The organism is Burkholderia sp. Ax-1719, from assembly GCF_011753055.1.
GTDB lineage: Bacteria > Pseudomonadota > Gammaproteobacteria > Burkholderiales > Burkholderiaceae > Paraburkholderia.
The window spans coordinates 60942-84397 of the sequence record NZ_VWWJ01000008.1; the positions used below are offsets into that span (position 1 = coordinate 60942).

Genomic DNA, 23456 nt, shown 5'->3' on the forward strand with positions numbered 1-23456 from the left:
GATGCAGAAGCCGCACGCGACTCCCATCAGTACTTGAAGTCTATGGTATCGATGCAGCCCACACATCACTGCTACCTACCGCACGCAAAATATATGCGATCCTCTCCTACGAGGCACGCATTCGCGTAAGCCGGTTTCGCGGCTTCCCACACAGCTTCGCAATGACGCAAAGACACGAGCGCGCGAAATCAAGGCACATAATTGCGCGGCTGGAATCTCTGCCTGAGATGCTTCAAAAGATTGACGCCCTTGCTGCCGATAATTAGTCTCGCAAGTAGCAGCGACCAACCTCTGCTCGGCATCTTTATCTTTCTGCAAATAACCTGGGCCACAATCCTGAGCCTTAAGGTCAGGTTCATACTCTTGTAGATCAGCACATTGAAGATAAACGCCGAGACATGCTCCCCCGACATCAACTTCGCGTATTTGTCGAAGAATGCGAGGCTTGGCTCGCAATTGATCGAACCGGATATCCGGTTCGCACCGGCATTGAGCGAGTACTCAACCAGTGCTTCGTGAAGATAGATGAAGGTACAGTTCACCCTGTCGGCATTGATGGCGAAATCCCAGTCCTGATGCCGCCGCAAGCTGCCATCGAAACCGATCAACGGGTATTGATGACGCCACATCATGATGGACGACGTCTGAACATAACCGCCATCCAGAATGATGAAGTCGATCATCGCTCGGCCATCGTATGACGCCCGGTTGCCCTGGATACGCCGATTGCCGTCGATCAGCGTGACGTTGCTGAACAGCACACCCAGTTCATGCAGCGGCGGCCGGGCGCCGATTGCCTCGATGCATCGTTCGAGCTTGTTCGGCAGCCAGCGATCGTCGGCGTCCAGAAATGCAATCAGTTCGCCCGTCGCTGCCTCGATGCCTTTGTTGCGGCACCACGCGGCGCCGCGATTCACGCCTTCGCGAATCAGCCGCAGTTCAATGCCTTCTCCACAATGGCTCGGTAATTCGAACGACGAGCTCGACGCATCGTCAACAACAATAATCTCTCGCGGCACAACGGTCTGACTAGAAATGGACCTTATTGCTTCGCAAAGCAGATCAGGACTGTTGTAGTGCGGAATGACGACGCTAACATTAGGAACAAAATCATCTCCATTCTCCATCCCACACCCCGACTGACAATCTGCATATATTCGGTACACAACGCGCGTGCGTCGCGCAACGCCTGCCGATGAGAAGCAGAGGCGGTCCGTCTCCTGTCGGTTCGTCGCTAAGCGCTACGCGGTGACCGCGGCGTTGTGTGGACTTTATTCATGTACGCGTCTGAGCGCCCAGCTGACTTGCGGTGGCACGCGCCGCGGCGCACGTGCACAGAGCGCAGCCGCCGCGGCTGCAAACAAATAAAAACACGATCCGAGTTCGAACACGCCGCCCGACGACGAAGCGACGATCAGCGTGGCGATCGTCGCGTGACGTGAGGCATAACAGACGGCCCGCTCCGTGAGCGGATAATGGCTCGACACCGGCGACAGCAACGACTTGCCAAGAAACATCCCATAGCAGACCACGCCCACGATCCCGAGACTTCCCAGCAACACAACCAGAAAGCTCGACGCGCGTATGCTTCCCAGCCCCACCCCTATCCCGTACGTTTCGAAGAAATTGGTCACACCCTGCGTATTCCAGCTCATTCGCTCGACGCCGGAGTCGCTACCGGCCTTGTTCAGAACCGTCATGTTGACGAACTGATAAATCGCATCCGCCACGGCGGGCAGAAAGAGAATGACGTACAGCGTGCCCAACAGACCCGTGCACGCAGCGATCACCCACATGCGTTGCTTGCGCGACGATGCGTCGGGCGAGACGCGGCCGGGTTGGCTGAAAAACAGCACGACCAGATATCCGCTCAGTCCGACATAGGCCGTTCCCGAAGTCGATAGCAGCAGCAGCAATCCTGACGCGATAGCCAGCGCGCCAGCCACGCGTCGGCGATAGCCGACCAGCCAGAGGTTTAGACAGAACACAAAGAGCGGTAGCGTAAAGCCTGAGAATGCCGACGTCTCGCTGAATGTACCGCTGATCCGCACGAAGCCGCCCATCTCCTCGCCGGTCAGATCCGCATACTGCGCCGTCTTGACCGCCGACATCACATCGATACCGGCAAAATGAGCTCCAACGTCGATTACGCCCGCGAGCACGTCACATAACGTCAGCATGAAAATCGCGGTGGCAAGCGCTTTATACGCACCGCGAAACTTCAGAAACGCGTACATCGCGCAATACACCACGACGTCGCCGATACAATAGATCGTCTGCGACAGATTCCCTGAAACCGGGCCGAGCGGCTTCAGCATCACCGACCCCACGATCGTGCGATCGACCGGAAATACCAACGTCGAGCCGCGTAGCAAGCGCGGCAGCAGGATCGCGCCTACCACGCCCCACAAGCAGGTGCAGAGCAGCCAGAAGCCGGCTTTGTCCAGCGCGAACGCATCGGCGAGATTCTTGCCACCGCCCAGATTGAAGGCGCGCAGGAAGAAGAACAGCAGGAAAAGCTGCGCCGGCATGATACCGACACCGCCCGGCAGTACAAGGGCCAACGCACAGCCGAACAACGAATATACCGCCATGCCGTAAATTGCCCCGCGAAATGACGCATAAAGCGCCCAGAGCCCGGTGACGAACACCGCGATGCCGAATATCGTCAGTTCCACTTTACTGAGCCCCTATAATCTCCCCGCACGCCGTTACGCAAGCGATCCCGCCGTCGCGCCACCGGGTCACGTCACCTCAAGCAGAGCGCCAGCGCTGGACCGGCTGTGGCGCTAACTCGATCCCTTTGTTCGTGTCCACCGTGCGCTCGATCACGCCCATGAACTCCCGCTTGAACCGCTCCGCCGTAAAGCGCATGGCGTTGCGACGGCAAACCTCGGCGCGAAACGGCGGATGCTGCTCGAAACGCTCCACCGCGTCGACGATCGACGCCACGCTCTGCTCGCTGAAAAAGAGTCCCGTGCAGCGCTCCGGGTCCGGCGAATCGACGACGATCTCGCGCACGCCGCCCCGCCCCAACGCGATGACCGGCGTCCCGCAAGCCTGCGCCTCGACAACCGAAATGCCGAAGTCCTCTTCAGCAGCGAAGACGAACGCGCGGGCGCGCTGCATATAGTCGACCAGCACGGCATCGGACTGGAAACCGAGCAGCGTCACATTGGGCGTGGCGCAAGCCTTCGCGCGTTCGAAATCCGGGCCGTCACCGATCACCACCAGACGCTTCGACGGCATCGCCGAAAACGCCTCAACGATCAGCGGAATGCGTTTGTACGGCACCATGCGCGACGCAATTAGATAAAAGTCCTCATGTTGCGTGCTGAGCTTGAAGCGCTCGACGTCGACGGGCGGATAGATCACCGTGGCGTCGCTGCCGTAGGCCTTGTGAATGCGCCGCCCGACAAAGGCTGAATTGGCGACAAATGCATCCACGCCATGAGCCGTGCGCTGATCCCAGATGCGCATGTAGTGCAGCAGCAGACGCACGATCCAGCTCTTCACGCCGCGCTGCATGCCGGCCTCGGCGAGATATTGGTGCTGCAGATCCCACGCGTAGCGGATCGGCGAATGGACGTAGCTCACGTGCACCTGGTTCGGTCCCGTCAGAACGCCTTTGGCCACGGCATGACTCGAAGAAATCACCAGATCGTAGGACGAGAGATCGAACTGTTCGATCGCCAGTGGCATCAGCGGAAGATAATTGCGAAAGGATTTGCGCGCCCGCGGCAAGTGCTGGATGAACGAGGTCTTCGCGTGCTTGCCGCCCAGCGCCCCGCGTTGCGGCTCCGGGAAAAAGTCGACGACGCTGAAGAGATCGGCCTGCGGAAACAACTGCAGAATCTGTTCGACCACTTTCTCCGATCCAGCGTAGGCCACCAGCCAGTCGTGCACGAGGGCCACGCGGCCGAAACGACTCGTGTCGTTGGCTGAGTTTGGCGAATTGGACGGATTAGGCGCAAGCGTTACATTAGCCACGGCGAGATCTCCTCAATCAATCTAGCGGCGGTTGCCTTCCAGGTCAGTTCCTGAGTTCGCACGCGACCGCGCTCGCGCAGACGTTCACGCAACGATGCATCGCTGGTGATGCGCTCAAGCAGGCGCGCCAGTTCGGCGGGATCGTCCGGCGAGGTATAGAGCGCCGCATCCGAGCACGCTTCGCGCACGGCCGGCAGCGTCGATGCAATCACGGGACAACCCAGAGCCAGCGCCTCCACTGGCGGCAAGCCGAAGCCTTCATAGCGCGACGGGTAGACAAAGCACGCTGCACGCCGGTAAAGCGCCGCCAACTCGCCATCGCTGACATAGCCCAAGTGCTTCACGAAGGCGGGCAACGCCTTCTGTCCGTCCCCGTACACACGTGTGTCGCCACCGCCCACTACCACGATGTCGAAGCTGGCGTCGCGAATCAGGCGAGCCGCCTCCGCCACCAGCCTGAAATTCTTGTGGCGGTTTAGGCTGCCCACGGCCAGCACGAAGGGCCGTCCATTCAGAGTCGATGCCAGCGCACCCTCATCTTGTTGCACACGCAACATATGTTCACCGCTCTCCGACACGACGCCGATCTTCGCGGCCGGAATGCGATAAGCTTCGCTCAGCTCGCGGCGAGAGAATTCCGACACCGTGATCACGCGCTGGGAAACGCGGCCGATGCGCGGCGCCATCAGGCGATACCAGGCAACGAAGGAGCGGCTGTAGCTATCCGGTACGCGCGCAGGCGCCGCGTCGTGCAGCACCGTGACCTGACGCCGATACAACAAAGGCCCGGAGTTGCAGAGATTGAGCAGCAACCGACCGCGCGCCGCCTTCGGCAATGCGAGCTGTTCCCAGCGCAATCCCGGACCTTTCCCGCTCGCACGCAGGCCGACATGCGCAAACGGATTGACGATGCCCGCCAGCGTTTCGGGTACGACGATCTCGGCGTGCAACCCGTCAACGAGCGGTTCGCCTGCGGCAATCAATTGATCGAGCGCGCGAATGGTTTCGAAAGCAAAACGGTCCACCCCTGTCGCGCGCCGCCCGAGAAAGCGGCCGTTGATTAGCAGGTTGGGAGTCGCGGAGGATTTCATCGGCAAGTTCCAGTGGCATCGCTCATGGACTGGCCGGTATCCGAACGCAAGATCATCTCGACACACGATCTGATTCGCCAGGCCACACTACACAAATCATCTGATTCGGAGTGTGAGCGAATCGCCCGTGGATGAATGTTCGCCGTCGCTCATGCCACATCAGTTCACGCGTGGCGCTGTTGAATCACGCGTGTGTGACGCGTGGACATCTCACGCAGGCGTCGCACACGCATCGACAAGCTGACGCCAGCGGCCGAGGATGGGCTCGCGGGCAAACTGCGCGAGATGTGCGCGCGCCTGCGAGATTCGCTTGACGCGCTCGCCCTCGCGCATGTCGACCAATGTCCGCATCCCGCACGCGATCGAATCGGGATCCAGCGGATCGGCACCCAGCATCGCTTCGCCACCGACTTCCATCAGCACGCTGGATCGGGAAACGAGGCAGGGCAAGTCATGAGTCGTCGCTTCGGCGACTGGCATACCAAAGCCTTCCAGAAGACTCATCAGGACAAAGCCACTCGCATTGTTGTAGAGCCAGCGAAGTTCGTCGTCCGTCGTATAGCCAGGCATGACGACACCCGGTGTTTGCTTCGCGAGGCGAATCGCCACATCGGCGCCGGGCTCCGGTCCGCCGACGATCACATACTGCCAGCCGGCCTTCGCCAACCCGCTCGCGGCGAAGGCCGCGATACAACGCGCCTGGTTCTTGCGCTCGCCAACGCTGCCAACGGTGAGAAGAAACGGCTGCTCCACGCCATCGGGCCTGCGCTTCTGGCCTTGCGTCACGCCAGCGCGGGTAGGAATGTAGATGACGTCCGACGACGCATAGCCCTGCCCAAAGAGTCGATGAAACTCCTGCTGCGATGTCTTGCTCACAAAGACCATATGGGGCTTCGCCTGCCTGATCTGCTCATAGGCGCAGGCATACATGACGTCGACACTTCGCGCGAAGTATTGGGCGTGGGTAATGGGACCGACATCGTGGCAGAGCACGATGTCACCTGGCTCCAACTGATGGCGAACGACGCTCAGCGGGTCGAGATGCAGGGTAGGCCGAGGGTCGCGGATGGCCGGCACGAACAACGCCGCCGTGGGATGGCAAGCACGCGCCAAAGTCTCCTCGTAGGTCAGGCGTCCCCAGACACGGCGGATGAAGTCGTGACGCGGAAAATCGTGAAACCTGCCGTAGCGGATCTGGCTAATCCGTTTGCCGAGCGTGGCAATGACATCGCGCCCCAGAAAGAACTTTCCGGTACGCTCGTTGAGAGCCAGCGAGAAATCGACATCAATAGACATTACTCTATCCAGATAGCCACGCTTACCGCCCTGCACCACCTGACACCGCGAATTCCCATTGGCAGGAATTCGCGGCTCCGTACTCCCCCCCTGCCTGTCTGAAGCCGCTTCACACAACCGAGCAAGTCTCGCGGACTATCCGGCGCGATCCACAGGGCCAGCGTCCTTGGCAAAGCCGTAGCTGGAGTAGCCGTACGCAGCATACTCGTTGCCATAGCGCCCAGGACGCGACGTCATGTCGTTGAAGATAACGCCTCGGATCGGCACGCCAACCTGTTCAAAACGGCGCACCGATTCGCGCAGTTCGGCCACGCTCGTCGCGCCCTGTCGTGCAACGACGAACACCGTCCCGGCCAGTTTTCCGACAATCCCGGCATCCGCCACCGGCAAGATCGGCGGCGCGTCGATCAGCACGAGGTCGTATTCCGAATCCGCCCAATCGACGAAATCCTTGAAGCCCTCTTCGCGCAACAGCTCGCTGGCGTTGGTGACATAGCCGCCCGTCGCAACGAAGTCGACTCCCGGCATGACTTCGCGGTGCACGACCTCGTCATAGTCATAGTCGCAGCCGACGATGTTCGTCACGCCGGGCGCGCTCGGCACACCCACATGCCGGTTCAGCGAACCGCGCCGCAGATCCGCATCGATGAGCAGAACCCGTTTGCCCGATGCACCAAACACGGCCGCGAGATTCACCGACACGAACGACTTACCCACCATCGGCGTCGGGCCGGCCAGCAGGACCACGTGATTGGCCGCATTCTGCAGCGAGTATTCGAGGGCGCTGCGGAAACTTCTCAGGCTCTCGACCGCGGCATCGAAGACGGCCGTGTGAGCGAGCACCGTGTTCGCGCCCAGCGCATTGCGCGGCAGGCGCCGCGTGAGCGTGTGCTGGATGCGGCTGCGCGGCACGGCGGCAAACACCGCGAGACCCGTGCCGCCTTCGATTTCGTCGACGAGCGAGACACCGCGATTGAGCCGGTGACGCAGCAAGACGAGCGCGGCGCCCGCAAACAAGCCCGTGAACACCGCCGCAATGATCAGCACGGCGCGCTTGGGACGAACCGGGCTCTCCGACGGCACGGCGGCGTCGATCATGCGCACGTTAGAGACACGCCCGGCGCGCAGCAGACGCAACTGCTCGCGATTGTTAAGAAGATTGGTGTAGATATTCGTGTCGACGGTCACTTCGCGTTCCAGCCGAACGAGCCCCTGCTCGACCGGCGGCAGAGCGCGGGTCTGACCGGCTAGATCTCCCAGCGATTTTTCCGCTTCGCCAAGCTGGCCGTTGACCGCGACCAGTGCGGGATTGTCCTCCGTGAAGCGGGCCATCAACTGCGCGCGCTGCTGGCGCAGATCGGCGATGCGCTGCTGGGCGAGCGACGAACTCTGCAAGAGCGCCGCCGCCTCGGCGCCCAGGTTCACAGCGCCGTGTTCCGAGCGGAACTTGTTGTATTCGGTTTCGGCCTTTTCGAGCTGGTTTTTAAGCATCGGCAGTTGCTGGTCCAGAAACGCAATCTGCTTTTCTGCCTCTTCCTGGGTGCGCTGCGCGTTCTGGCGCACATACTCGTTGCCGATGGCATTCAGAATCACGCTGGTCAAAACCGGGTCCGCGCCGTCCAGCGCGACACCAATCACATCGGATTCCTTACCTTTTTCCGAAATCATCAAGGCCGATTGCAGATACTCGATCGCGTTCAGTTCGGAGTCGCGCGACAACTCGAAGCGCACGCCCGGCTTTGCTTCAATCCTGTTCACGAGCAGATCGATAGCGCCGCCGACCGCGGGCGCGTGCAGCACCTCGCCCACGCGCCCTTCGAGCGTAACGCTGCCGTACTGGAGCTTGTAGGCTTCATCGCCCTCGTAGGTCAGCACGAACGGCCGGCCGTGCAGCCTTTCCGGCACGTTGAACTGCGCCACGTCGATCGCCTCGTCACTCCACGCATAGCCGCCGAAACCCGACCACGCGCCCAGCCCCAGATGGTGCGCGGCCCAACGGCCCACCACGGGGAAATAATGCGGCGCGGCGTGGATATAGAGCTTCGTGGCCTGCACCGCCGACGACACGACCAGACGCGAACGCAGCACCTCAATCTCCGCCGAAGCGGCGGTCTTGACCGCGAACTGCGCGGAAAGATCGGCCAGCGCGGACTTCGCGGCGTTCTGGCTTTCCTCGACCTGAATCAGCATGTCCGATTCGTAGACCGAGGGCGCGAGAAGCGCATAAGTGAGCCCGATCAGCGTGCAGACCGCCGTGACGATCAGAATCGTTTTGCGGCCCGAGTAAAGCGTATCGAGCAGATTGCCCATATGGCCGCCGTCCGGCCCAATAGGAATGACCGTATCGGTGGGTCCTTCAAGCAGGAAATCGCGCTGTTTCATCTCATCCTCTCGGTGCAGGCGCGCCGCTAGGGCGCTGCCCGCCTTCATACTGGCCTTAGTAACCCACAGCGCGGCTGGCCGCCGCGGCTTGCGTAGTCGGCAAAATCAGGCTGATGACACGACTCCACTTCACGAGAGAAGACGTATCGACGAAGACGACATCGTTGGGCTTGAGCTCGAACGAATCGGCCGTGGCCATCGCGGAAGCATTGCTGGCGTCCAGATGGAACACCACCGGCTTGCCAGTATCGCGGCCACGCACGACATAGACCTGCGAGGCGTCGGCCGACGCCTGGCTCAGACCGCCCGAATTGCCCAGCGCCTCATTGAGCGTCATGCGCCCATTGTTGAATTCGACGCCGCCGGGCTTCTGCACTTCGCCCACCACGAATACCTTGCTGTCGGTCTGTGCATAGACACGGACCAGATCGCCGTCGTGCAGCACGATGCGGTCGGGATTGACGCCCTTGCGGATCAGGTCCGGCATATCCACGATCACCGTGCTGTCGCCGCGCGTCACCGCCACGCGCGAGCGATCGGAGTTAGCCGTGAAGCCGCCCGCGCGGTTGACGGCCTCCGGCAGCGTCATGGGCCGGTCGTTGAGCACCTGCACGCCCGGCGTCTTGACCTCGCCATCCAGATAGACGCGCTTGCTGCGGTAGGTTTCGATGCGCACGGTCACTTGCGGCTGACGCACGTATTTCGCGAGTCTCTGCGCGAGCGCGTCGCGCACGCCCATCTCGGAGAGCCCTTCCACCTTCAGCGGCCCGATGTAGGCGTACTGGATGAAGCCGTTGGTGTCGACCGTGTAGCCCGACGCGATGGAATTTGCACCCGTCGTGCTATCGCCCGCGCCGCCGGAGGTCGGCAGATTGAGTTCAGGGTGATCCCAGACCACGATGCTGAGCACGTCGCCCGGCCCGATCTGATAGGGCGTTGGCGTCGCGAAGAGCTTCTTCACGTCCTCCGGCACGCCGGTTGGACGCGCCGCGGCTTCCTTCGCCACCAGCTCGGTCGTAATCTCGATGACGGAACCGGCAGGCGCGCCTGCCACGCCTTTGGCCACAAGGCTGCTGGGAACCGATGCACCAGTCGTTGCACCGACGTCCGCGCTCGCATTCGAGCCGCCGCTCGATCCGCTGAATGACATACCCGGCGACAAGGCGCAGCCACCCAGCATCGCCAGCGTCATCCACGCGGCGCACACAGCAATGCGCCCCTCACGGTGCCTCCGGTGTCGCGTCACCGCGCTGCCGGAATGTGTTGCTTCAGGCTGTGCACCGGGTTGCTCCCCGCGCGCGCGATCGGCCAGGTCCTGCATGTTCAGTCTCATTGCACTACCCCCATTCCGTAAAAGCCTGTTCCGGGCCATACGTTGTGGCCCGGATACAAAACCAAGTTGGGCGCGCTCGCCCGTTCGCTAGCCCCTGCTCATCGCTGATGAAGCGTTCATCAACGAGTTCTTGCTCAATACGCGCCGCTGCCACGAATCACCACAAAGAACGTCTTGTAGAGAATCGCCAGGTCCTTCCAGAAGGACCAGTTCATCACGTACGAAACGTCGAGCGAGACGCGCGTCGCGTAGTCCACGTCATTGCGTCCGCTCACCTGCCACAGGCCGGTGATGCCGGGCGTCACCATAAGGTAGTACTTGCTCGCGTCGCCGTAGCGCTCCAGTTCCTGATCGATGATCGGACGCGGCCCGACGAAGCTCATCTCGCCGCGCAGAACGTTCCACAGCTGTGGCAATTCATCGAGACTTGAGCGCCGCAGGAAATGGCCAATCGAGGTCACGCGCACATCGTTCTTAAGCTTGAATTCGCGCTCCCATTCGGCGCGCGCCTCGGGGTCACGGGCGAGCAGTTCCTTAAGCACCTCTTCCGAGTTGACCACCATCGAGCGAAACTTCAGACAACGGAATTTCTTGCCATTGCGTCCCACACGCGTATGCCCATACAGGATCGGTCCGCCATCGCGCCGGACAATCATCGCGACGACGATCAGGATGGGTGCGAACAAAAACATCGCGCAGAGCGCTGCGCCAATATCGAAGACGCGTTTCAAGGCATGCCCGATGAACGCGCTGCGCACCGTGTTGCGCGACGCGACTTCCAGCGGCTCGCTGCACCACCATGCGCGGGTGACGCGCAGCACGCTGAACTCCGCAAAGAATAAGGTGTGCGAGGCCAGCAGCGAGATGCCCGTCGTCAGCGTCCACCAGATGAACCAAGGCAGCGACAGCAGATGGTCGTGATGAATCGCATACAGCAGGACGAGGCCGCACATCTGCACAGCGAGCCACGCGAACGCCGTGCGGCCCGCGACGCTGAACAGCGAGCGGCTGCCACGCGCGCCATAGGCGCCGCAGGCGGGGAACACCGACAGCGCGAGCGCCGCGCAAAACGCCACGAGCGTCGGGTCAGGATGATGCGGCGCGCCGATCGGCGCGAAGCTCAGATTCAGATGGACGGCGCACACGGCGCCCAACACGATCAGCGCGATATCGATCGTACGTTGCGTTAACTCAGACATATCCCTACCCCATGCGTGTCGTGTTCGTCTGATCTTCGTGGTCTGGCAAGGTAGTCTGGTGCGAGTGAACGCCTGGATTACCTGGCCCAGGACAATGCGTACATCGGCATCGCCCCACCCGATAGGCCACATCGACACATTACGGAGTGGACAACAAGGGAACCGTGCGTCATCCCACCAACTTCGCACGATCATTTGCCGCTCGCCCCCATTGATCAGCGGATTCGCTTTTCATCGCGGCAAAACGTCGTCGCAATCCGACGAATAGGTGCGTTGGCGCACTTACGTCCCTTACGGCAGCCCGTTTAATACGGTCAACGGTCATACGGTCCGTCAGCTGCGGACCTCCTGTTCATGAACCGCGCACCGACCGAAGAAAGCTGACACCAACCTCTGGGGGAAACACCGCATGAAAACGACTTTGCGACGCATTCTTTCCGAATCGGCCCGTCTGGATGTGCCGGCTGATTCGCTGGCCGATGACGCTGATCTCTACGCCGCGGGCCTGTCTTCGCTGGCGACGGTCCATCTGATGCTGGCGATCGAAGACGAATTCGGCATCGAGATTCCCGACCGCATGCTCACGCGGCGCCTGTTTTCCAGCATCGATTCGCTCGCTGCGGCCGTGACCGAGCTGCAACAGGCGAAGGCGGCAGCATGAACGCCCCGCTCACCGACGCGGCCGTAGAACCCGAACGTCGCGCGCTCGCCGAAGCTGCGAGCGCAGATGGTACGGATTCCAAGGCAATCGGCGCAAGCTGGCGCGAAGCCGCGCAGCGCGTCGCCGCGATCGCCGCTCAATACGCCGATCACGTGGACCGCAACGCACGCTTTCCGGTCGAAGCGTTCGACGCGCTCAAGAACGAACGCCTGCTCTCCGTGATGGTGCCGGCGCGCTTCGGCGGTCCGGGCCTGTCGCTCGCGGAAATCGCCACGCTGTGCGAAACGCTCGCGCACGGCTGCGCGTCCACCGCGATGATCTATGCGATGCACCAGATCCAGGTGGCCTGCATCCTGGAGCACGGCGCGCAGATGCCCTGGCATCAGAACGTGCTCACGCAGCTTGTCGAACAACAATGGCTGCTGGCTTCGGCGACGTCCGAGGAAAACATCGGTGGCAGCATGCGCACGAGCGCCTGCGCGGTCGACGTGCAGAACGGCCGCTTTCACATCGAGAAGATGGCGCCAACGATTTCGTATGGGGCTCACGCGGAAGGCATTCTTGTCACCGCGCGCCGCACCGCCGAATCGCCCGCATCCGATCAGGTGCTGATCGTCGCGCTGCTCGGCGATCTCGAACTGGAAAAGCGTGGCATGTGGGATTCGATGGGCATGCGCGGCACCTGTAGCGAAGGCTTCCGGCTGGTCGCCGAAGGCAGCGCAGAACAGATACTGCCCAGCTCTTTCGCCGAAATTGCCGACCAGACCATGCTGCCCGTCTCGCACACGCTGTGGGCGGCCGTGTGGACCGGCGTGGCCAGCGACGCAGTGAACCGCGCCAAGGCGTTCTTCCGTGCCCAGGCGCGCGCCAAGCCGGGCTCGGTGCCGCCTGCGGGCATGCGTCTGGCCGAAGCCGTCGGCTTGCTGCAGATGATGCAGGCACGCCTGAAAGTGGCGCTCGACGCCGCGCACGCCGCCCATCTGGCGCGTGCCGCAGGTTGTGACGCCGATACACCGCTTTCCGCGCAGTTGCACTACGCGTCGGACATGAACACGCTCAAGACCAGCATCTCCGCGACGGCGCTGCTCGTCGTCCAGGAAGTGCTGATGATCTGCGGCATGGCTGGCTACAAAAATGGCACCGAATACAGCGTGGGCCGGCATCTGCGCGACCTGCACTCGGCGCCGCTCATGATCAACAACGACCGTATCGCCCAGAACACGGCGAGCCTGCTGCTCGCGCAACGGCCGACCGGCCCGGGGAGAGCCTGAGATGAACACGATGACCGAAGCCGCCGCGCTGGCTGTAGCAACTTCGAGCGACACGCCCGCGCCGACCTTCCGCGACGAGCTGATCGCCAGCGGCCTGTTGATCGACACGGGCGAAAACGGCCTCTATGGCCGCAGCCAGGTCTTCGAGGACGTGATCGATCGCCTCAACGTGGCGATCACGCACCTGGGAACAGATCAGAACCCCGAAGTATTGCGCTTTCCGCCCGCGATGCGCCGCACCGACTTCGAGGATAGCGAATACCTCAAGAATTTCCCGCAACTGGCTGGCACGATCCATTCGTTCTGCGGCAACGAGTCGGGCCAGATGCGCCTGTTGCGCTGCCTCGACGACGCCATGGAAAAGAGCGACGACGATCGCGACACCGCCTGGATGGAGCAGCAAAAGCCCACGCGCGTGGTGCTCACGCCGGCAGCCTGCTACCCGATCTATCCGGTGATGGCGAAGCGCGGTCCGCTGCCCGTCAATGGCCGCACCATCGACGTGCTCTCGTACTGCTTCCGTCACGAGCCCTCGCTCGATCCCGCGCGTATGCAGATGTTCCGTCAGCGCGAATATGTGCGACTGGGTACGCCGGACCAGGTGATGGCGTTCCGCCAGATGTGGATAGACCGCGGGTCACTGCTGGTGTCGCTGCTCGCGCTGCCGGTCGATGTCGATCTCGCCAACGATCCGTTCTTTGGACGCGGCGGCAAGATCGTCGCGGACAGCCAGCGCGCCCAGGCGCTCAAGTTCGAACTGCTGATTCCGGTCGCGAACGCCGATAGCAAGACCGCGTGCCTGTCGTTCAACTATCACATGGATCATTTCGGCGGCATCTGGAGGATCGAATGTGAGGACGGCACGACCGCGCACACGGGTTGCGTCGGCTTCGGCATGGAGCGCATCACGCTCGCGCTGTTTCGCCATCATGGTCTGGACGTCAATGCATGGCCGGACGACGTGCGCGCGCTGCTGTGGGGCGACACCCAGGCCCGCATCGAGCGCGGCCTCACGGAGAAGGGTGTATGAACGCGCCGACCGCCAACGCTGCGGTGACCGAGGTTGGCGCCTCGGTCAGCCCACGCGTGCATGAATCGCACGCGCTGCACCAGGGCGAGCGCGTATGGGTGGAGACCAACTGCTACGTCGATCTCTGGATCGAACTGCTGCACGGCATGGGTTTCGATCCGCGCGCGGCGCTCGCCTTCACGGTGACCCAAGACTTCGAGGGCGATCAGTTCACGTTCTTCAAGTTCCCGCTCGAAGACATCGAACGGCTCTACGGCACTCAGGTGACGGAGCTGGCGATCTACGACTCCCTCGAAGACCGCGTGCTCGCGCAGACGCAGCGCGGACACACCGTGCTCGTCGAAGTGGATGGCTTTTATCTGCCGAATACGCGCGCGACTTCGTACCGCCGCGAGCATCCGAAAACCAGCGTGGGGGTCGACTTCATCGACCCGGCGGCCAAGCGGCTCGGCTATTTCCACAACACGGGCTATCACACGCTCGACGGTGAGGACTACGACGGCGTGTTCCGCAAGCTGCCGCGCTTCGAGGGGCAAGCCGACCTGCTTTTTCCGTATGTTGAGTTCGCCAAGCGCGTGCGCGCACCGCTTGAAGGCGAAGCGCTCGCGCACGGTTCGGCAGAATTGTTGCGCACGCATCTTTTGCGGCGTCCCACACGCAATCCAGTGACGGAATGGCACGCGGCGTTTCCAGCCCAGCTCGACATGCTGCTCGAACGCGGTGAGAAGTTTTTTCATCCGTACTCGTTCAACCTGATGCGGCAGTTAGGCGCGAACTTCGAGTTCCTGTCGAAGTATCTGCTTTGGCTGGACGCGAATGGTGTGGCGATCCCGCATGAAATCGCCACGGCCGCGCAGAAGGTTGCTTCCGAGGCCATGGTGATGCAGTTTCGCCTTGTGCGTGCGATGGCGCGCAATCGCCGCGATACCTGCGACGACTGCTTCGACGTGCTAGAAACGAACTACGCGCAAACGCTGGAGCCACTGGCTGCGCTGATGCTTTAACGATGGAAATACACGTCCGCCGGGGGACAACGCGTGCGTAATCTGCCCTACGATTCAAACGAGCTGGGCGCGGACGTGCCGCAAGGCGCGCCCGCGCCTGCGCCTGTTTCCGCGCAATCCGACCACGCGATATGGCCCGTGCCGCTCGATGCGTCGTGGCGTTGTGTATCGACGCCTGCGCACGCGTGCACGTTACCCTCTGCGCTCGACACTGGCACGAACGCCTCCGACTGGCTCGACGCGCCGGTGCCCGGCACGATCGCATCGGCCATGCGCGCGGCGGGCAAGCTCGATATCGAACGCGCTCCGCCCTTTGCTTCGCAGGATCACTGGTATCGCACGACGCTCACGGGCCACGGCACGCGGCGTCTGCGCCTGCAGGGTCTTGCCTCGATCGCCGAAGTCTGGCTCGACGACACCTTGCTGCTCGAATCGGATTCGATGTTCGTCGCGCATGATGTCGAATTCGAATTGCACGGCACGGCCACGCTCGCGCTGTGTTTCCGCTCGCTCGACGCGGCGCTCGGTGCGCGGCGCACGCGGGCGCGCTGGCGTCCGCGTCTGGTGTCGCCACCCTTGCTGCGCAACGTGCGCACCACGCTGCTCGGCCATATGCCGGGCTGGTGCCCGTCGGTGCATGCGGCAGGGCCGTGGCGGCCGATCGAAGTCCTGGGCGATGTGCCTGATGCGATCAGTAGCGCCGATATCGCCACGACGCTGGACGTCGACGATGGCATCGTCGACGTGACGCTGCGCTTCGTGCATGCCCACGACGGCACGCAACCGGCGACGCTGCATTGCTCGGGTGCCGAAATCCCGCTCGCCTGGCAGGACGCACACACGCTACGCGGCACGCTGCGGGTTCCCGTAGTCGAGCGCTGGTGGCCGCACACGCACGGCAAGCCCACGCGTCACGCGCTGACGGTGCACCTCGCGCAACACGAAATCGCGCTAGGAGACGTGGGGTTTCGCAGCATCGAAGTCGACCGCAATCTGAATCTGGCCGATGACGCGGGTTTCGCGCTACGCATCAACGGCACGCCCGTGTTCTGCCGGGGCGCGTGCTGGACGAGCGCGGATCTCGTCACGCTCGCGGGCAGCGAGGCGCAGCTCGAACACACCTTCGCGCTCGCACGCGACGCGGGCATGAACATGATCCGCGTGGGCGGCACGATGGTCTACGAGTCCGATACCTTCTACCGACTCGCCGACGCGTACGGCATCCTCGTGTGGCAGGACTTCGCGTTCGCCAATTTCGACTATCCGACCGACGCGGCCTTCACCGCCGCGGTGGAAGCGGAAGCCAGCCAGTTTCTCGCCCGCACGCGCCGTTACGCCGCGCTTGCCGTGGTATGCGGCGGCAGCGAAGCCGACCAGCAGGGCGCGATGTTCGGCCTGCCGCCCGAGATGCGCGGGCAGGCGCTGTTCACGCAGCAGTTGCCCACCATCGTGGCGCGCGAGCGGCCCGATGTGGCTTATGTGCCCAATTCGCCGTCGGGTGGCAACTGGCCGTTCTCGACGCGTACCGGCGTGACTCATTACTACGGCGTGAGCGCGTATCAGCGGCCGCTCGAAGACGTGCGCCGCTCGCAAGTGCGTTTTGCTTCGGAGTGCCTTGCATTTGCCAACGTGCCTGATGACGCCACGCTGCACGACGCGCTCGGCACGATCCACGCGCACGATCCGCGCTGGAAAACCGCAGTGCCGCGCGACCCTGGCGCGGGCTGGGATTTCGACGACGTGCGCGATCATTACGTGCGCGCGCTGTTTGGCATCGAGCCTTCGAGCGTGCGTTATGAAGACCCACAGCGCTATCTGGATCTCTCGCGCGCTGTGGTCGCCGAATTGATGATCGAGGTGTTTTCCGAATGGCGGCGCGCAGGATCATCGTGCGGCGGCGGGATCGTGTGGCAGTTGCAGGATCTGCGCGCGGGCGCGGGCTGGGGCGTCATCGATGCGTGCGGGCGGCCCAAGAGCGCGTGGCATGCGCTCGCCCAGGTGCTCAGTCCCGTCCAGGTCGCGATCACCGATGAAGGGCTCAACGGGCTCGATATCCATCTCGTCAACGAACGCGCCGGGACGTTCGCCTTGCAGCTCGAACTGGTCTGCCTGCGCGACGGCGCCGTGAGCGTCGCGCAGGCCTCGCGGGCCGTCGAACTCGCACCGCGCAGCGTGCAGCGCGTGAGCGCCGCCGATCTGCTCGGGCGCTTCTTCGACTTCACGCACGCATACCGCTTCGGTCCGCGTTCCCATGACGTCACGCTGGTCACGCTACGCGATCCCGCGAGCAGTACCGTGATCGCCGAGGCGTTCCACCTGCCCGAGCGGCGCGCGCTGGAACGCCACGATCTGGGCATCGTGGCCACGCCGCAGCGAGGCGAACACGGCTGGCAGCTGGTGCTGGAAGCGCGACGCTTCGCGCGCTGCGTCCATATCGCCGATGCGCACTATCGGGCGCGCCGCGACTGGTTTCATCTCGCGCCGAACCGGCCCGTGACGATCGATCTGCTGCCGCTGGACGCAAAGACCGATATCGACGCTCGCGCGCCCGATGGCGAGATCCGCGCAATCAATGCGCAGTCGCCGGTCATGTATCGATAAGAGCTAAAAAGGAATCGGGCGCGGACATCGTAGAGATGCCCCGCCTTTTCATGTGAGGGTGATCGTACGGCGCATTGCGCTGAGTGGACAACGTTCGCACGGTGCGAAGTCAAGTGCGATGAACCGCGTGACGTTGCATGGTCCATCGCACGAATCGATACGCCATCAGCCTCGTGCAGGCGACCCGATGCAGCGCGGCGCGGCGCGGCGCCCGGCACCGCGTTCAAGCTCGTCTTCAAGCGCGAACTCCGCCTGCAGCCAGTCAACGAGATCATGCATGACCGCCGCGCGGGCCTCGCGCGTGTATAGCGCGTGGTCGAGCTTCGGTATGACATTCACCTGAATGTTCGGCAAGGAGCGCAGCGCGCCCAGCGAAGCGCCGAGCTGCACGCGCGCTTCCTCCAGTCCACGATCCAGCTCGCCATAGACAAGACGCAGATGCGCGTTCCTTTTCTGGATCGAATGCAGCAAGGCGCGCGTTTCGGAGGAGGAGACCTGTCTACCCCGCGTGCGCGCAAGCCAGTCCCGACCCGCGAAGGCAACGCGCCGCAGCGCGCGGCGCGCCTTGCTCGCGAACCAGCTGCGCACAAGTACGCGGCGCGTCATTTCGCGGGCCATGACGAGCGGACTGTTCGAGACCGAATCGATCGGCGCGCGCAACAGCTTTTCGCCGGTCAGCACGGCATGCCAGGATGCCTTCATCGAGGCGAACCAGCTGGGCCGTGCTGGCTCGTCGGACGGATGCCAGACGAACTTCTGCAGGTTCACCGCATAACCGGCAGCGATATTCGGATGCGACGCACAGGCTTGCACGCTCGCGAACGCACCGCCGCAGACGCCGAACGCCACGACCCGCGCATGGCCGCGTGCGGCCAGCCATTGCGCGCCCGCCCCTGCGTCTTCGCGCGAAGACTGCGCGTAGATTGAATCCAGCGTGATTTCATCGGAAAGCAACGTGGAATCGCCCTGGCCGCGCAAATCCATGCGCAGAGATGCAATGCCGAGCGCCGCGAGGCGGCGCGCAACCAGCACCAGGAAACGGCCATCGCCAATATGGTGCGACGCGCCCGTGCAGATCAGCAGCACGGCAGGCGCGCCCTGGCGCGGCGCATCGGGCTCGCAGGCAATGCCGAAGCACTGGCCAAACGTGACCGGCCGCTCGCTCGCACCGTGGGCCAGCGTCATGACGGGTTCCGGCAACGCGGCAGACGGCGCTGCCCTCGTTGCAGGCGACGCACTCTGCGCGAGCCACTTGACTACCCGGCCGAACGCCACCGTCGGTTCCTCGCTCATCAGCGGCTCAAGGAAGAATCGATCGGATTCCTCAAAATCGCCACGCTCGACTTCGGCGCCCAGCGATTCGTAGTGCTGCGCCAGTTTGTCGATGAGATTCGTGCCGGTCGAGTCGAGCAACAGCACCCGGCGTGCCGGCGTGCGCGTGCCGCCCAACATGTCGATGGCGCCCACCTGGGCAATATCTACGCCGTGAATGCCAAAGCCGAAGGCCTCGGCGTACTGCTCGTCGTCGGCAATCGGGGCGGCGTTCGCGCCTGCCGGCGTACTCATCCACGCGGTGCGGTGCGCGCGCAATTCGCGCAGATAACGGCGCCCCGTGACAGGCGGAGCAAGCAATACAATGCTATCGATATTTCCAAGGCGTTGTGCGGCAAGCGCAGCCAACGTAGCGCCGAAGCGCACGCCCACCAGCGCCACGCGCTCGACGCCCGTCCATGCGCGCAGGCGCGACACGGCCGCTTCGATGGCCGCCAGCCACGCGCCGAAACGGCCGGGATCTTCCTCGAATCCCGCCGCGTCGCCGGTGCCTGGATAATCGAAGCGCAGCGTGGGCAACCCTGCAGCTGCGAGGCGCGCGGCGAGCTTGCGCCAGCTTCGATGCGTGCAAAGCGCGTCATAGCCGAACGGATTGCAGAGCACGACCCCAGTGCTGGAATGTGCCGGATGCAGCCAGCCAAAACAGCCGTCAAAGACAACTGGTTTCATTGATTCGCCACCGTCTGAATTGTGACCCGATGCTCACCAAGGCCGTTGCCCGGCCGGGGAGACGCTCACCGACTTTTCGCACGCGCGCCCATTCCTTCCCGCTAGTAAGAGACGCGTTGTAAGTGAAATATAAGCTTCTGGGTTTTCTCGATCCGTGCGCCGTCGCACACACATCGGGTGTCACACGACGTCAGAATTAACTGGCCAAAAAGGCAGAACTTTGCGACGTACCCACCTGCGATGGGCTCGACGCCAGCACACGTATAAAGCGAGGAGTCCGTTGTGAAGCATTCCGCCGTTCCCGCCGCATCCCTGCGCACGTTCATGTCGTTCTCACATGATCCGCACCGCGCCCGTGGATCACAGCAAACGGGCGCCACCCTGTCACGCAAACCGATCGGCTCGCGCGTGGCGAGCATGCTCGGCGCGGGCCTGCTCGCTCTGGCCTGGGCGATGGGCTCACAGGCAGGGGATGCCGTGCGGGCGATGCCCGTGAGCGCGTTCATCGACACGCTCGGCGTCAACACGCACATTAACTACACGGACGGCGCTTATGCGAATCTGCGCAACGTCGCCGACGATCTGACATGGCTCGGCATCCACCATGTGCGCGATGAAACGCCGGGCGGCACCGTACCGCTGTCAAGCTATGCCTTCCTCGCGCAGCGCGGCGCCAGATTCAACCTGTTTCTTCACTCGCCAATTCCAACTGCGGTCGAGCTGAGCGCGCAACTGAACACCGCCGTGCCCGGCAGCGTGGCGGCCATCGAAGGTTTGAACGAAGTCGATAACTTTCCGGTGCCTTATAAAGGCCTCACCGGCACGGCGGCCGGGCTCGCCGTGCAGCGGGAGATATACCGGCGCGTGCACAGCGAACCGCAGCTAGCGGGCGTCGCCGTCTATGACCTCACGGGCTTCGATCCCAAACCGGTCGACACGCGCGCCAATGCCGCCGACTACACCAATATGCATATCTATCCGCAGAACGGCGAGCAACCGTCTTACAACGCGAACGGCGACAAATTTATGCCGCCCGCCATCGAGCTCTTCAAGAAGTTTCAACGGCCGAATGTGATCACGGAATTCGGCTATTTCTCGCTGCCTCAGTCGGGCTGGCTGATGATTGGCGTCGACGAGCAGACCCAGGCGAAAGGCATACTCAACGGTTATATGGACGCGGCGGCGGCCGGAGTGGCGCGCACCTACGCCTATGAATTGCTGGATCAGAAGCCCGATACGCAAGGCAAGGAAAACGAAATGCACTACGGCTTCTTTCGCAACGACAACAGTCCGAAGCCCGTGGCACACGCGGTCCGCAATCTCACGACGATCCTGAACGCCAGCGCACTACCTCGCGCAGGTGCCGACAAGCGCGGCGCGCCGCCGCCCGCTTATACGTTGTCAGGGCTGCCTGTATCGGGAAATAGCCTGCTGCTGCAGAAAGAGGATGGCCGTTTCGTGCTGGTACTCTGGGACGAAACGCAGATCTGGAACCGCGCGACGGGCACGCCGATCACGAATCCGGCCGCCGACGTCGAACTCGACATCGGTGCGAACGCAAGCAGCGTGGTGATCTACGATCCGCTCGTTTCCGCCACCCCGCTGGCAAGCCATCGCAATGTGCGCAGGCTCAAGGTGGCGGTGCCCGATCATCCGCTCATGCTGGAGTTAACGTTCTCGGGCACGCAAGGCACCTGATCCGCGGCGACGTTGCGTCAGCGTTTGAGGCGCGCTCGCAGCGCGAAAAAAGGCCGATAGACGGTCGGGCACGCAGCATAGAGGAACATGCGGATCTTGAAGCCGAATTTGACGTTCGGAGTGCGCAGGAGCAACTGGAGTTTGGCGCCGATGCCCCGCAAAGCGAACACGTCACGTGCATAACGCTCACGCGCGAGCTTGGGCACGAGCAGCGTGCGCATTTCGTCGCCGACACCCGCGATCTGCGCGTCGCGCTGGAACTGCTCCGATTCGGCCAGTCCAAACGCCGTCGTGCGCTTGACACGCTCGACGAACTGCTCGACGGTGCGATAGCGTTTCTTGCCCGACAGACCGCCGCGCCGGTAGCGCACGAGCGGCTCGCGCAGGCTGTGCGCGCCGCCGGACATCACGGCGCGAAAGGTCATTATCTGGTCTTCCGCCATCGCGCCCGGCAACATCGGCCCGAAGCGCTCGAACAGCCGCCGCGACCACGCATGCGACGCGCCGACCACCCAGGGCTGCCCGCGCTTCCAATCGTCGAATCCTTTGTACTGGTCGAGCCCCGTGGGCGCGATGCGGGCGGCCTGCCCCGCGACACCCTCGAACTCCTCCAGGTCGGAAGCAATCAGGTCGATGCTGCGCCCATGCGCGTTCCAGCATTCGACCAGACGCGCGCAGCGCTCGGGCGCGGACACATCGTCGCCAGCCGTTACCACCAGCAATGCGCCCCTGCTCATCGCGGCCAGTTGCGAAAGATGCGCGCTGATGCCTGCGTTCTGCTCGTTGCGGTTCAGGACGACGCGATGCGGACCGCTATAGCCGCGCACGGCGGCTTCGATGACCGCCCACGTGTCATCGCTGGAGCAATCGTCCGAAATCAGGATTTCGAGCGGCGAGTAGGTCTGCGCAAGCGCGCCCGCGACGGCGTCGGCGATGACACTGGCCTGGTTGAACGCGATGAGCAGCATCGACACAAGTGGGCGCGAAGCGTCGTTCGCGGGCAGATCGGTGCGGTCGGCGTGTCCAGCGTGTCCGTATTCCTGGATCATCGGCAATGAAGAGCCCTAATGCACGGGCGTATGAGTTGACGCAAGGGGTTCGCCCTTGACAGACCCGCGTCGGCATCGCCCCCGGGCCCATCAAATTGGGCGTGCCATCCTATCATGCACGGGCTAGGTTCCCGCAATGCGGAAAGCCACCGAAAGCCCGGGCCTTGGGTTTCGGCCTTACATCCGCGCGGGCGCGCGTCACGCCGAGGCAAGCCGCGTCGTCAGGTCATCCACGGGCACTCAGCGATCGGCGGCGACCGACGCGTAGCGACCGCCAATGAACAGCAATGGCCGCCGCTCGTCCAGCGAAAACGCGAGGATTTCACCCACGAACAAGGTGTGATCGCCGCAAGGATGACGATCGACGGTTCGAAGTCCAAAGTGAGCGGTGGCATATTCAAGCAAGCCAACGTCATGCACGCCATCGAGCTGCGCAAAGCGCAGCTCCAGCGCACTTTGCGGCTCACCCGCGAAGTGGCGGCTATGCGGTTCCTGCTCGGCGGAGAGCACGCTGACGCCAAAGCGCTCGGCGGCCATCAGTCGCTCATGCATGCGCGCCCGATGACCGACCGACACCACAATCAGCGGCGGCCTGAGCGAACCGGACATGAAGGCATTGGCGGTCATCGCGTGCAGGGTATCGCCGCTGCCGACCGTAATCACCACGACGCCCGTCGCGAACCGGCCGAGCGCGCTGCGCAACTGCCGCTCGTCCAGGCGGGGATCGCTGGAATGCTTGAGCGGCGACGCCGTTCGATGCGAAAGCGTTTCGGCGGCGGCCGCAGGCACAGGTGCGTTCATCGTCCAGTCTCCCTCTGCGTCAAAGCGTGCAGCTTGAGCGGTCATTTGA

The 23456-nt window shown here is 63.1% G+C and carries 17 protein-coding genes; 6 read left to right on the top strand and 11 right to left on the bottom strand.

The genetic code is table 11. The annotated features are described in order from the left end of the window. Positions 1 to 188: 188 nt before the first annotated feature. The 8 genes from F3J17_RS16670 to F3J17_RS16705 form a co-directional block, all read right to left on the bottom strand. Entirely contained in the window at positions 189 to 1127 is a 939-nt protein-coding gene (locus tag F3J17_RS16670) for a glycosyltransferase family 2 protein (protein WP_167060691.1), read from the bottom strand. Between the two features lie 144 nt (positions 1128 to 1271). Next, positions 1272 to 2531, bottom strand: a complete 1260-nt coding sequence (locus F3J17_RS16675; RefSeq protein ID WP_240161019.1) for a hypothetical protein — start codon at positions 2529 to 2531, stop codon at positions 1272 to 1274. A 223-nt stretch (positions 2532 to 2754) separates the two neighbouring features. After that, on the bottom strand, positions 2755 to 3990 hold the full coding sequence (locus F3J17_RS16680) for a glycosyltransferase family 4 protein (protein WP_167060698.1): 1236 nt from the start codon (positions 3988 to 3990) through the stop codon (positions 2755 to 2757). Further along, positions 3978 to 5081, bottom strand: a complete 1104-nt coding sequence (locus tag F3J17_RS16685; RefSeq protein ID WP_167060701.1) for a glycosyltransferase family 1 protein — start codon at positions 5079 to 5081, stop codon at positions 3978 to 3980. Before F3J17_RS16685 ends, F3J17_RS16680 begins: the two co-directional genes overlap by 13 nt. Before the next feature lie 210 nt (positions 5082 to 5291). Beyond that, on the bottom strand, positions 5292 to 6377 hold the full coding sequence (locus tag F3J17_RS16690) for a glycosyltransferase (RefSeq protein WP_167060704.1): 1086 nt from the start codon (positions 6375 to 6377) through the stop codon (positions 5292 to 5294). Between the two features lie 135 nt (positions 6378 to 6512). Further along, on the bottom strand, positions 6513 to 8759 hold the full coding sequence (locus F3J17_RS16695) for a GNVR domain-containing protein (RefSeq protein ID WP_167060707.1): 2247 nt from the start codon (positions 8757 to 8759) through the stop codon (positions 6513 to 6515). A 55-nt stretch (positions 8760 to 8814) separates the two neighbouring features. Further along, positions 8815 to 9951, bottom strand: a complete 1137-nt coding sequence (locus F3J17_RS16700; protein ID WP_240161029.1) for a polysaccharide biosynthesis/export family protein — start codon at positions 9949 to 9951, stop codon at positions 8815 to 8817. A gap of 275 nt (positions 9952 to 10226) precedes the next feature. Then, positions 10227 to 11291, bottom strand: coding sequence for a sugar transferase (locus tag F3J17_RS16705; protein ID WP_167060713.1), 1065 nt, complete (start codon positions 11289 to 11291; stop codon positions 10227 to 10229). A gap of 409 nt (positions 11292 to 11700) precedes the next feature. Here F3J17_RS16705 and F3J17_RS16710 point away from each other — a divergent pair, with 409 nt between their 5' ends. The 5 genes from F3J17_RS16710 to F3J17_RS16730 all read left to right on the top strand — a co-directional run bounded on the left by F3J17_RS16710 (position 11701) and on the right by F3J17_RS16730 (position 17858). Then, positions 11701 to 11952, top strand: coding sequence for an acyl carrier protein (locus F3J17_RS16710; protein ID WP_167060716.1), 252 nt, complete (start codon positions 11701 to 11703; stop codon positions 11950 to 11952). After that, positions 11949 to 13223, top strand: coding sequence for an acyl-CoA dehydrogenase family protein (locus F3J17_RS16715; RefSeq protein ID WP_167060719.1), 1275 nt, complete (start codon positions 11949 to 11951; stop codon positions 13221 to 13223). The genes F3J17_RS16710 and F3J17_RS16715 overlap by 4 nt, the downstream gene beginning before the upstream one ends. Before the next feature lies 1 nt (position 13224). Next, entirely contained in the window at positions 13225 to 14253 is a 1029-nt protein-coding gene (locus tag F3J17_RS16720; RefSeq protein WP_167060722.1) for an amino acid--[acyl-carrier-protein] ligase, read from the top strand. Further along, the gene (locus tag F3J17_RS16725) at positions 14250 to 15257 is read left to right on the top strand and encodes a DUF1839 family protein (RefSeq protein WP_167060725.1); all 1008 of its coding nucleotides are present in this window, start codon (positions 14250 to 14252) and stop codon (positions 15255 to 15257) included. Before F3J17_RS16720 ends, F3J17_RS16725 begins: the two co-directional genes overlap by 4 nt. Before the next feature lie 75 nt (positions 15258 to 15332). Next, positions 15333 to 17858 (top strand): glycoside hydrolase family 2 protein, encoded by a 2526-nt coding sequence (locus F3J17_RS16730; protein ID WP_345891211.1) that lies wholly within the window; start codon positions 15333 to 15335, stop codon positions 17856 to 17858. 165 nt (positions 17859 to 18023) lie between these two features. Here the strand turns inward: F3J17_RS16730 and F3J17_RS16735 are convergent, their stop codons facing one another. Then, positions 18024 to 19859: an alpha/beta fold hydrolase gene (locus F3J17_RS16735; RefSeq protein WP_167060731.1), complete on the bottom strand. Its 1836-nt coding sequence runs from the start codon at positions 19857 to 19859 to the stop codon at positions 18024 to 18026. 282 nt (positions 19860 to 20141) lie between these two features. Between F3J17_RS16735 and F3J17_RS16740 the strand changes: the two genes are divergently transcribed. Continuing rightward, on the top strand, positions 20142 to 21557 hold the full coding sequence (locus tag F3J17_RS16740) for a calcium-binding protein (protein WP_167060734.1): 1416 nt from the start codon (positions 20142 to 20144) through the stop codon (positions 21555 to 21557). A gap of 17 nt (positions 21558 to 21574) precedes the next feature. On the opposite strand, the gene F3J17_RS16745 is transcribed toward F3J17_RS16740, so the two are convergent. Then, positions 21575 to 22606 (bottom strand): glycosyltransferase, encoded by a 1032-nt coding sequence (locus F3J17_RS16745; RefSeq protein WP_167060736.1) that lies wholly within the window; start codon positions 22604 to 22606, stop codon positions 21575 to 21577. A gap of 240 nt (positions 22607 to 22846) precedes the next feature. Then, positions 22847 to 23407, bottom strand: coding sequence for a flavin reductase family protein (locus F3J17_RS16750; protein ID WP_167060739.1), 561 nt, complete (start codon positions 23405 to 23407; stop codon positions 22847 to 22849). Between the last annotated feature and the right edge of the window lie 49 nt (positions 23408 to 23456).

Coding starts and splice junctions, on each gene's coding strand:
- F3J17_RS16695 (WP_167060707.1), bottom strand. CDS start 8,759: ATGAAACAGCGCGATTTCCTGCTTGAAGGACCCACCGATACGGTCATT.
- F3J17_RS16725 (WP_167060725.1), top strand. CDS start 14,250: ATGAACGCGCCGACCGCCAACGCTGCGGTGACCGAGGTTGGCGCCTCG.
- F3J17_RS16710 (WP_167060716.1), top strand. CDS start 11,701: ATGAAAACGACTTTGCGACGCATTCTTTCCGAATCGGCCCGTCTGGAT.
- F3J17_RS16720 (WP_167060722.1), top strand. CDS start 13,225: ATGAACACGATGACCGAAGCCGCCGCGCTGGCTGTAGCAACTTCGAGC.
- F3J17_RS16700 (WP_240161029.1), bottom strand. CDS start 9,951: ATGACGCTGGCGATGCTGGGTGGCTGCGCCTTGTCGCCGGGTATGTCA.
- F3J17_RS16735 (WP_167060731.1), bottom strand. CDS start 19,859: ATGAAACCAGTTGTCTTTGACGGCTGTTTTGGCTGGCTGCATCCGGCA.
- F3J17_RS16670 (WP_167060691.1), bottom strand. CDS start 1,127: ATGGAGAATGGAGATGATTTTGTTCCTAATGTTAGCGTCGTCATTCCG.
- F3J17_RS16745 (WP_167060736.1), bottom strand. CDS start 22,606: ATGATCCAGGAATACGGACACGCTGGACACGCCGACCGCACCGATCTG.
- F3J17_RS16685 (WP_167060701.1), bottom strand. CDS start 5,081: ATGAAATCCTCCGCGACTCCCAACCTGCTAATCAACGGCCGCTTTCTC.
- F3J17_RS16750 (WP_167060739.1), bottom strand. CDS start 23,407: ATGAACGCACCTGTGCCTGCGGCCGCCGCCGAAACGCTTTCGCATCGA.
- F3J17_RS16715 (WP_167060719.1), top strand. CDS start 11,949: ATGAACGCCCCGCTCACCGACGCGGCCGTAGAACCCGAACGTCGCGCG.
- F3J17_RS16705 (WP_167060713.1), bottom strand. CDS start 11,291: ATGTCTGAGTTAACGCAACGTACGATCGATATCGCGCTGATCGTGTTG.
- F3J17_RS16675 (WP_240161019.1), bottom strand. CDS start 2,531: ATGCCGGCGCAGCTTTTCCTGCTGTTCTTCTTCCTGCGCGCCTTCAAT.
- F3J17_RS16690 (WP_167060704.1), bottom strand. CDS start 6,377: ATGTCTATTGATGTCGATTTCTCGCTGGCTCTCAACGAGCGTACCGGA.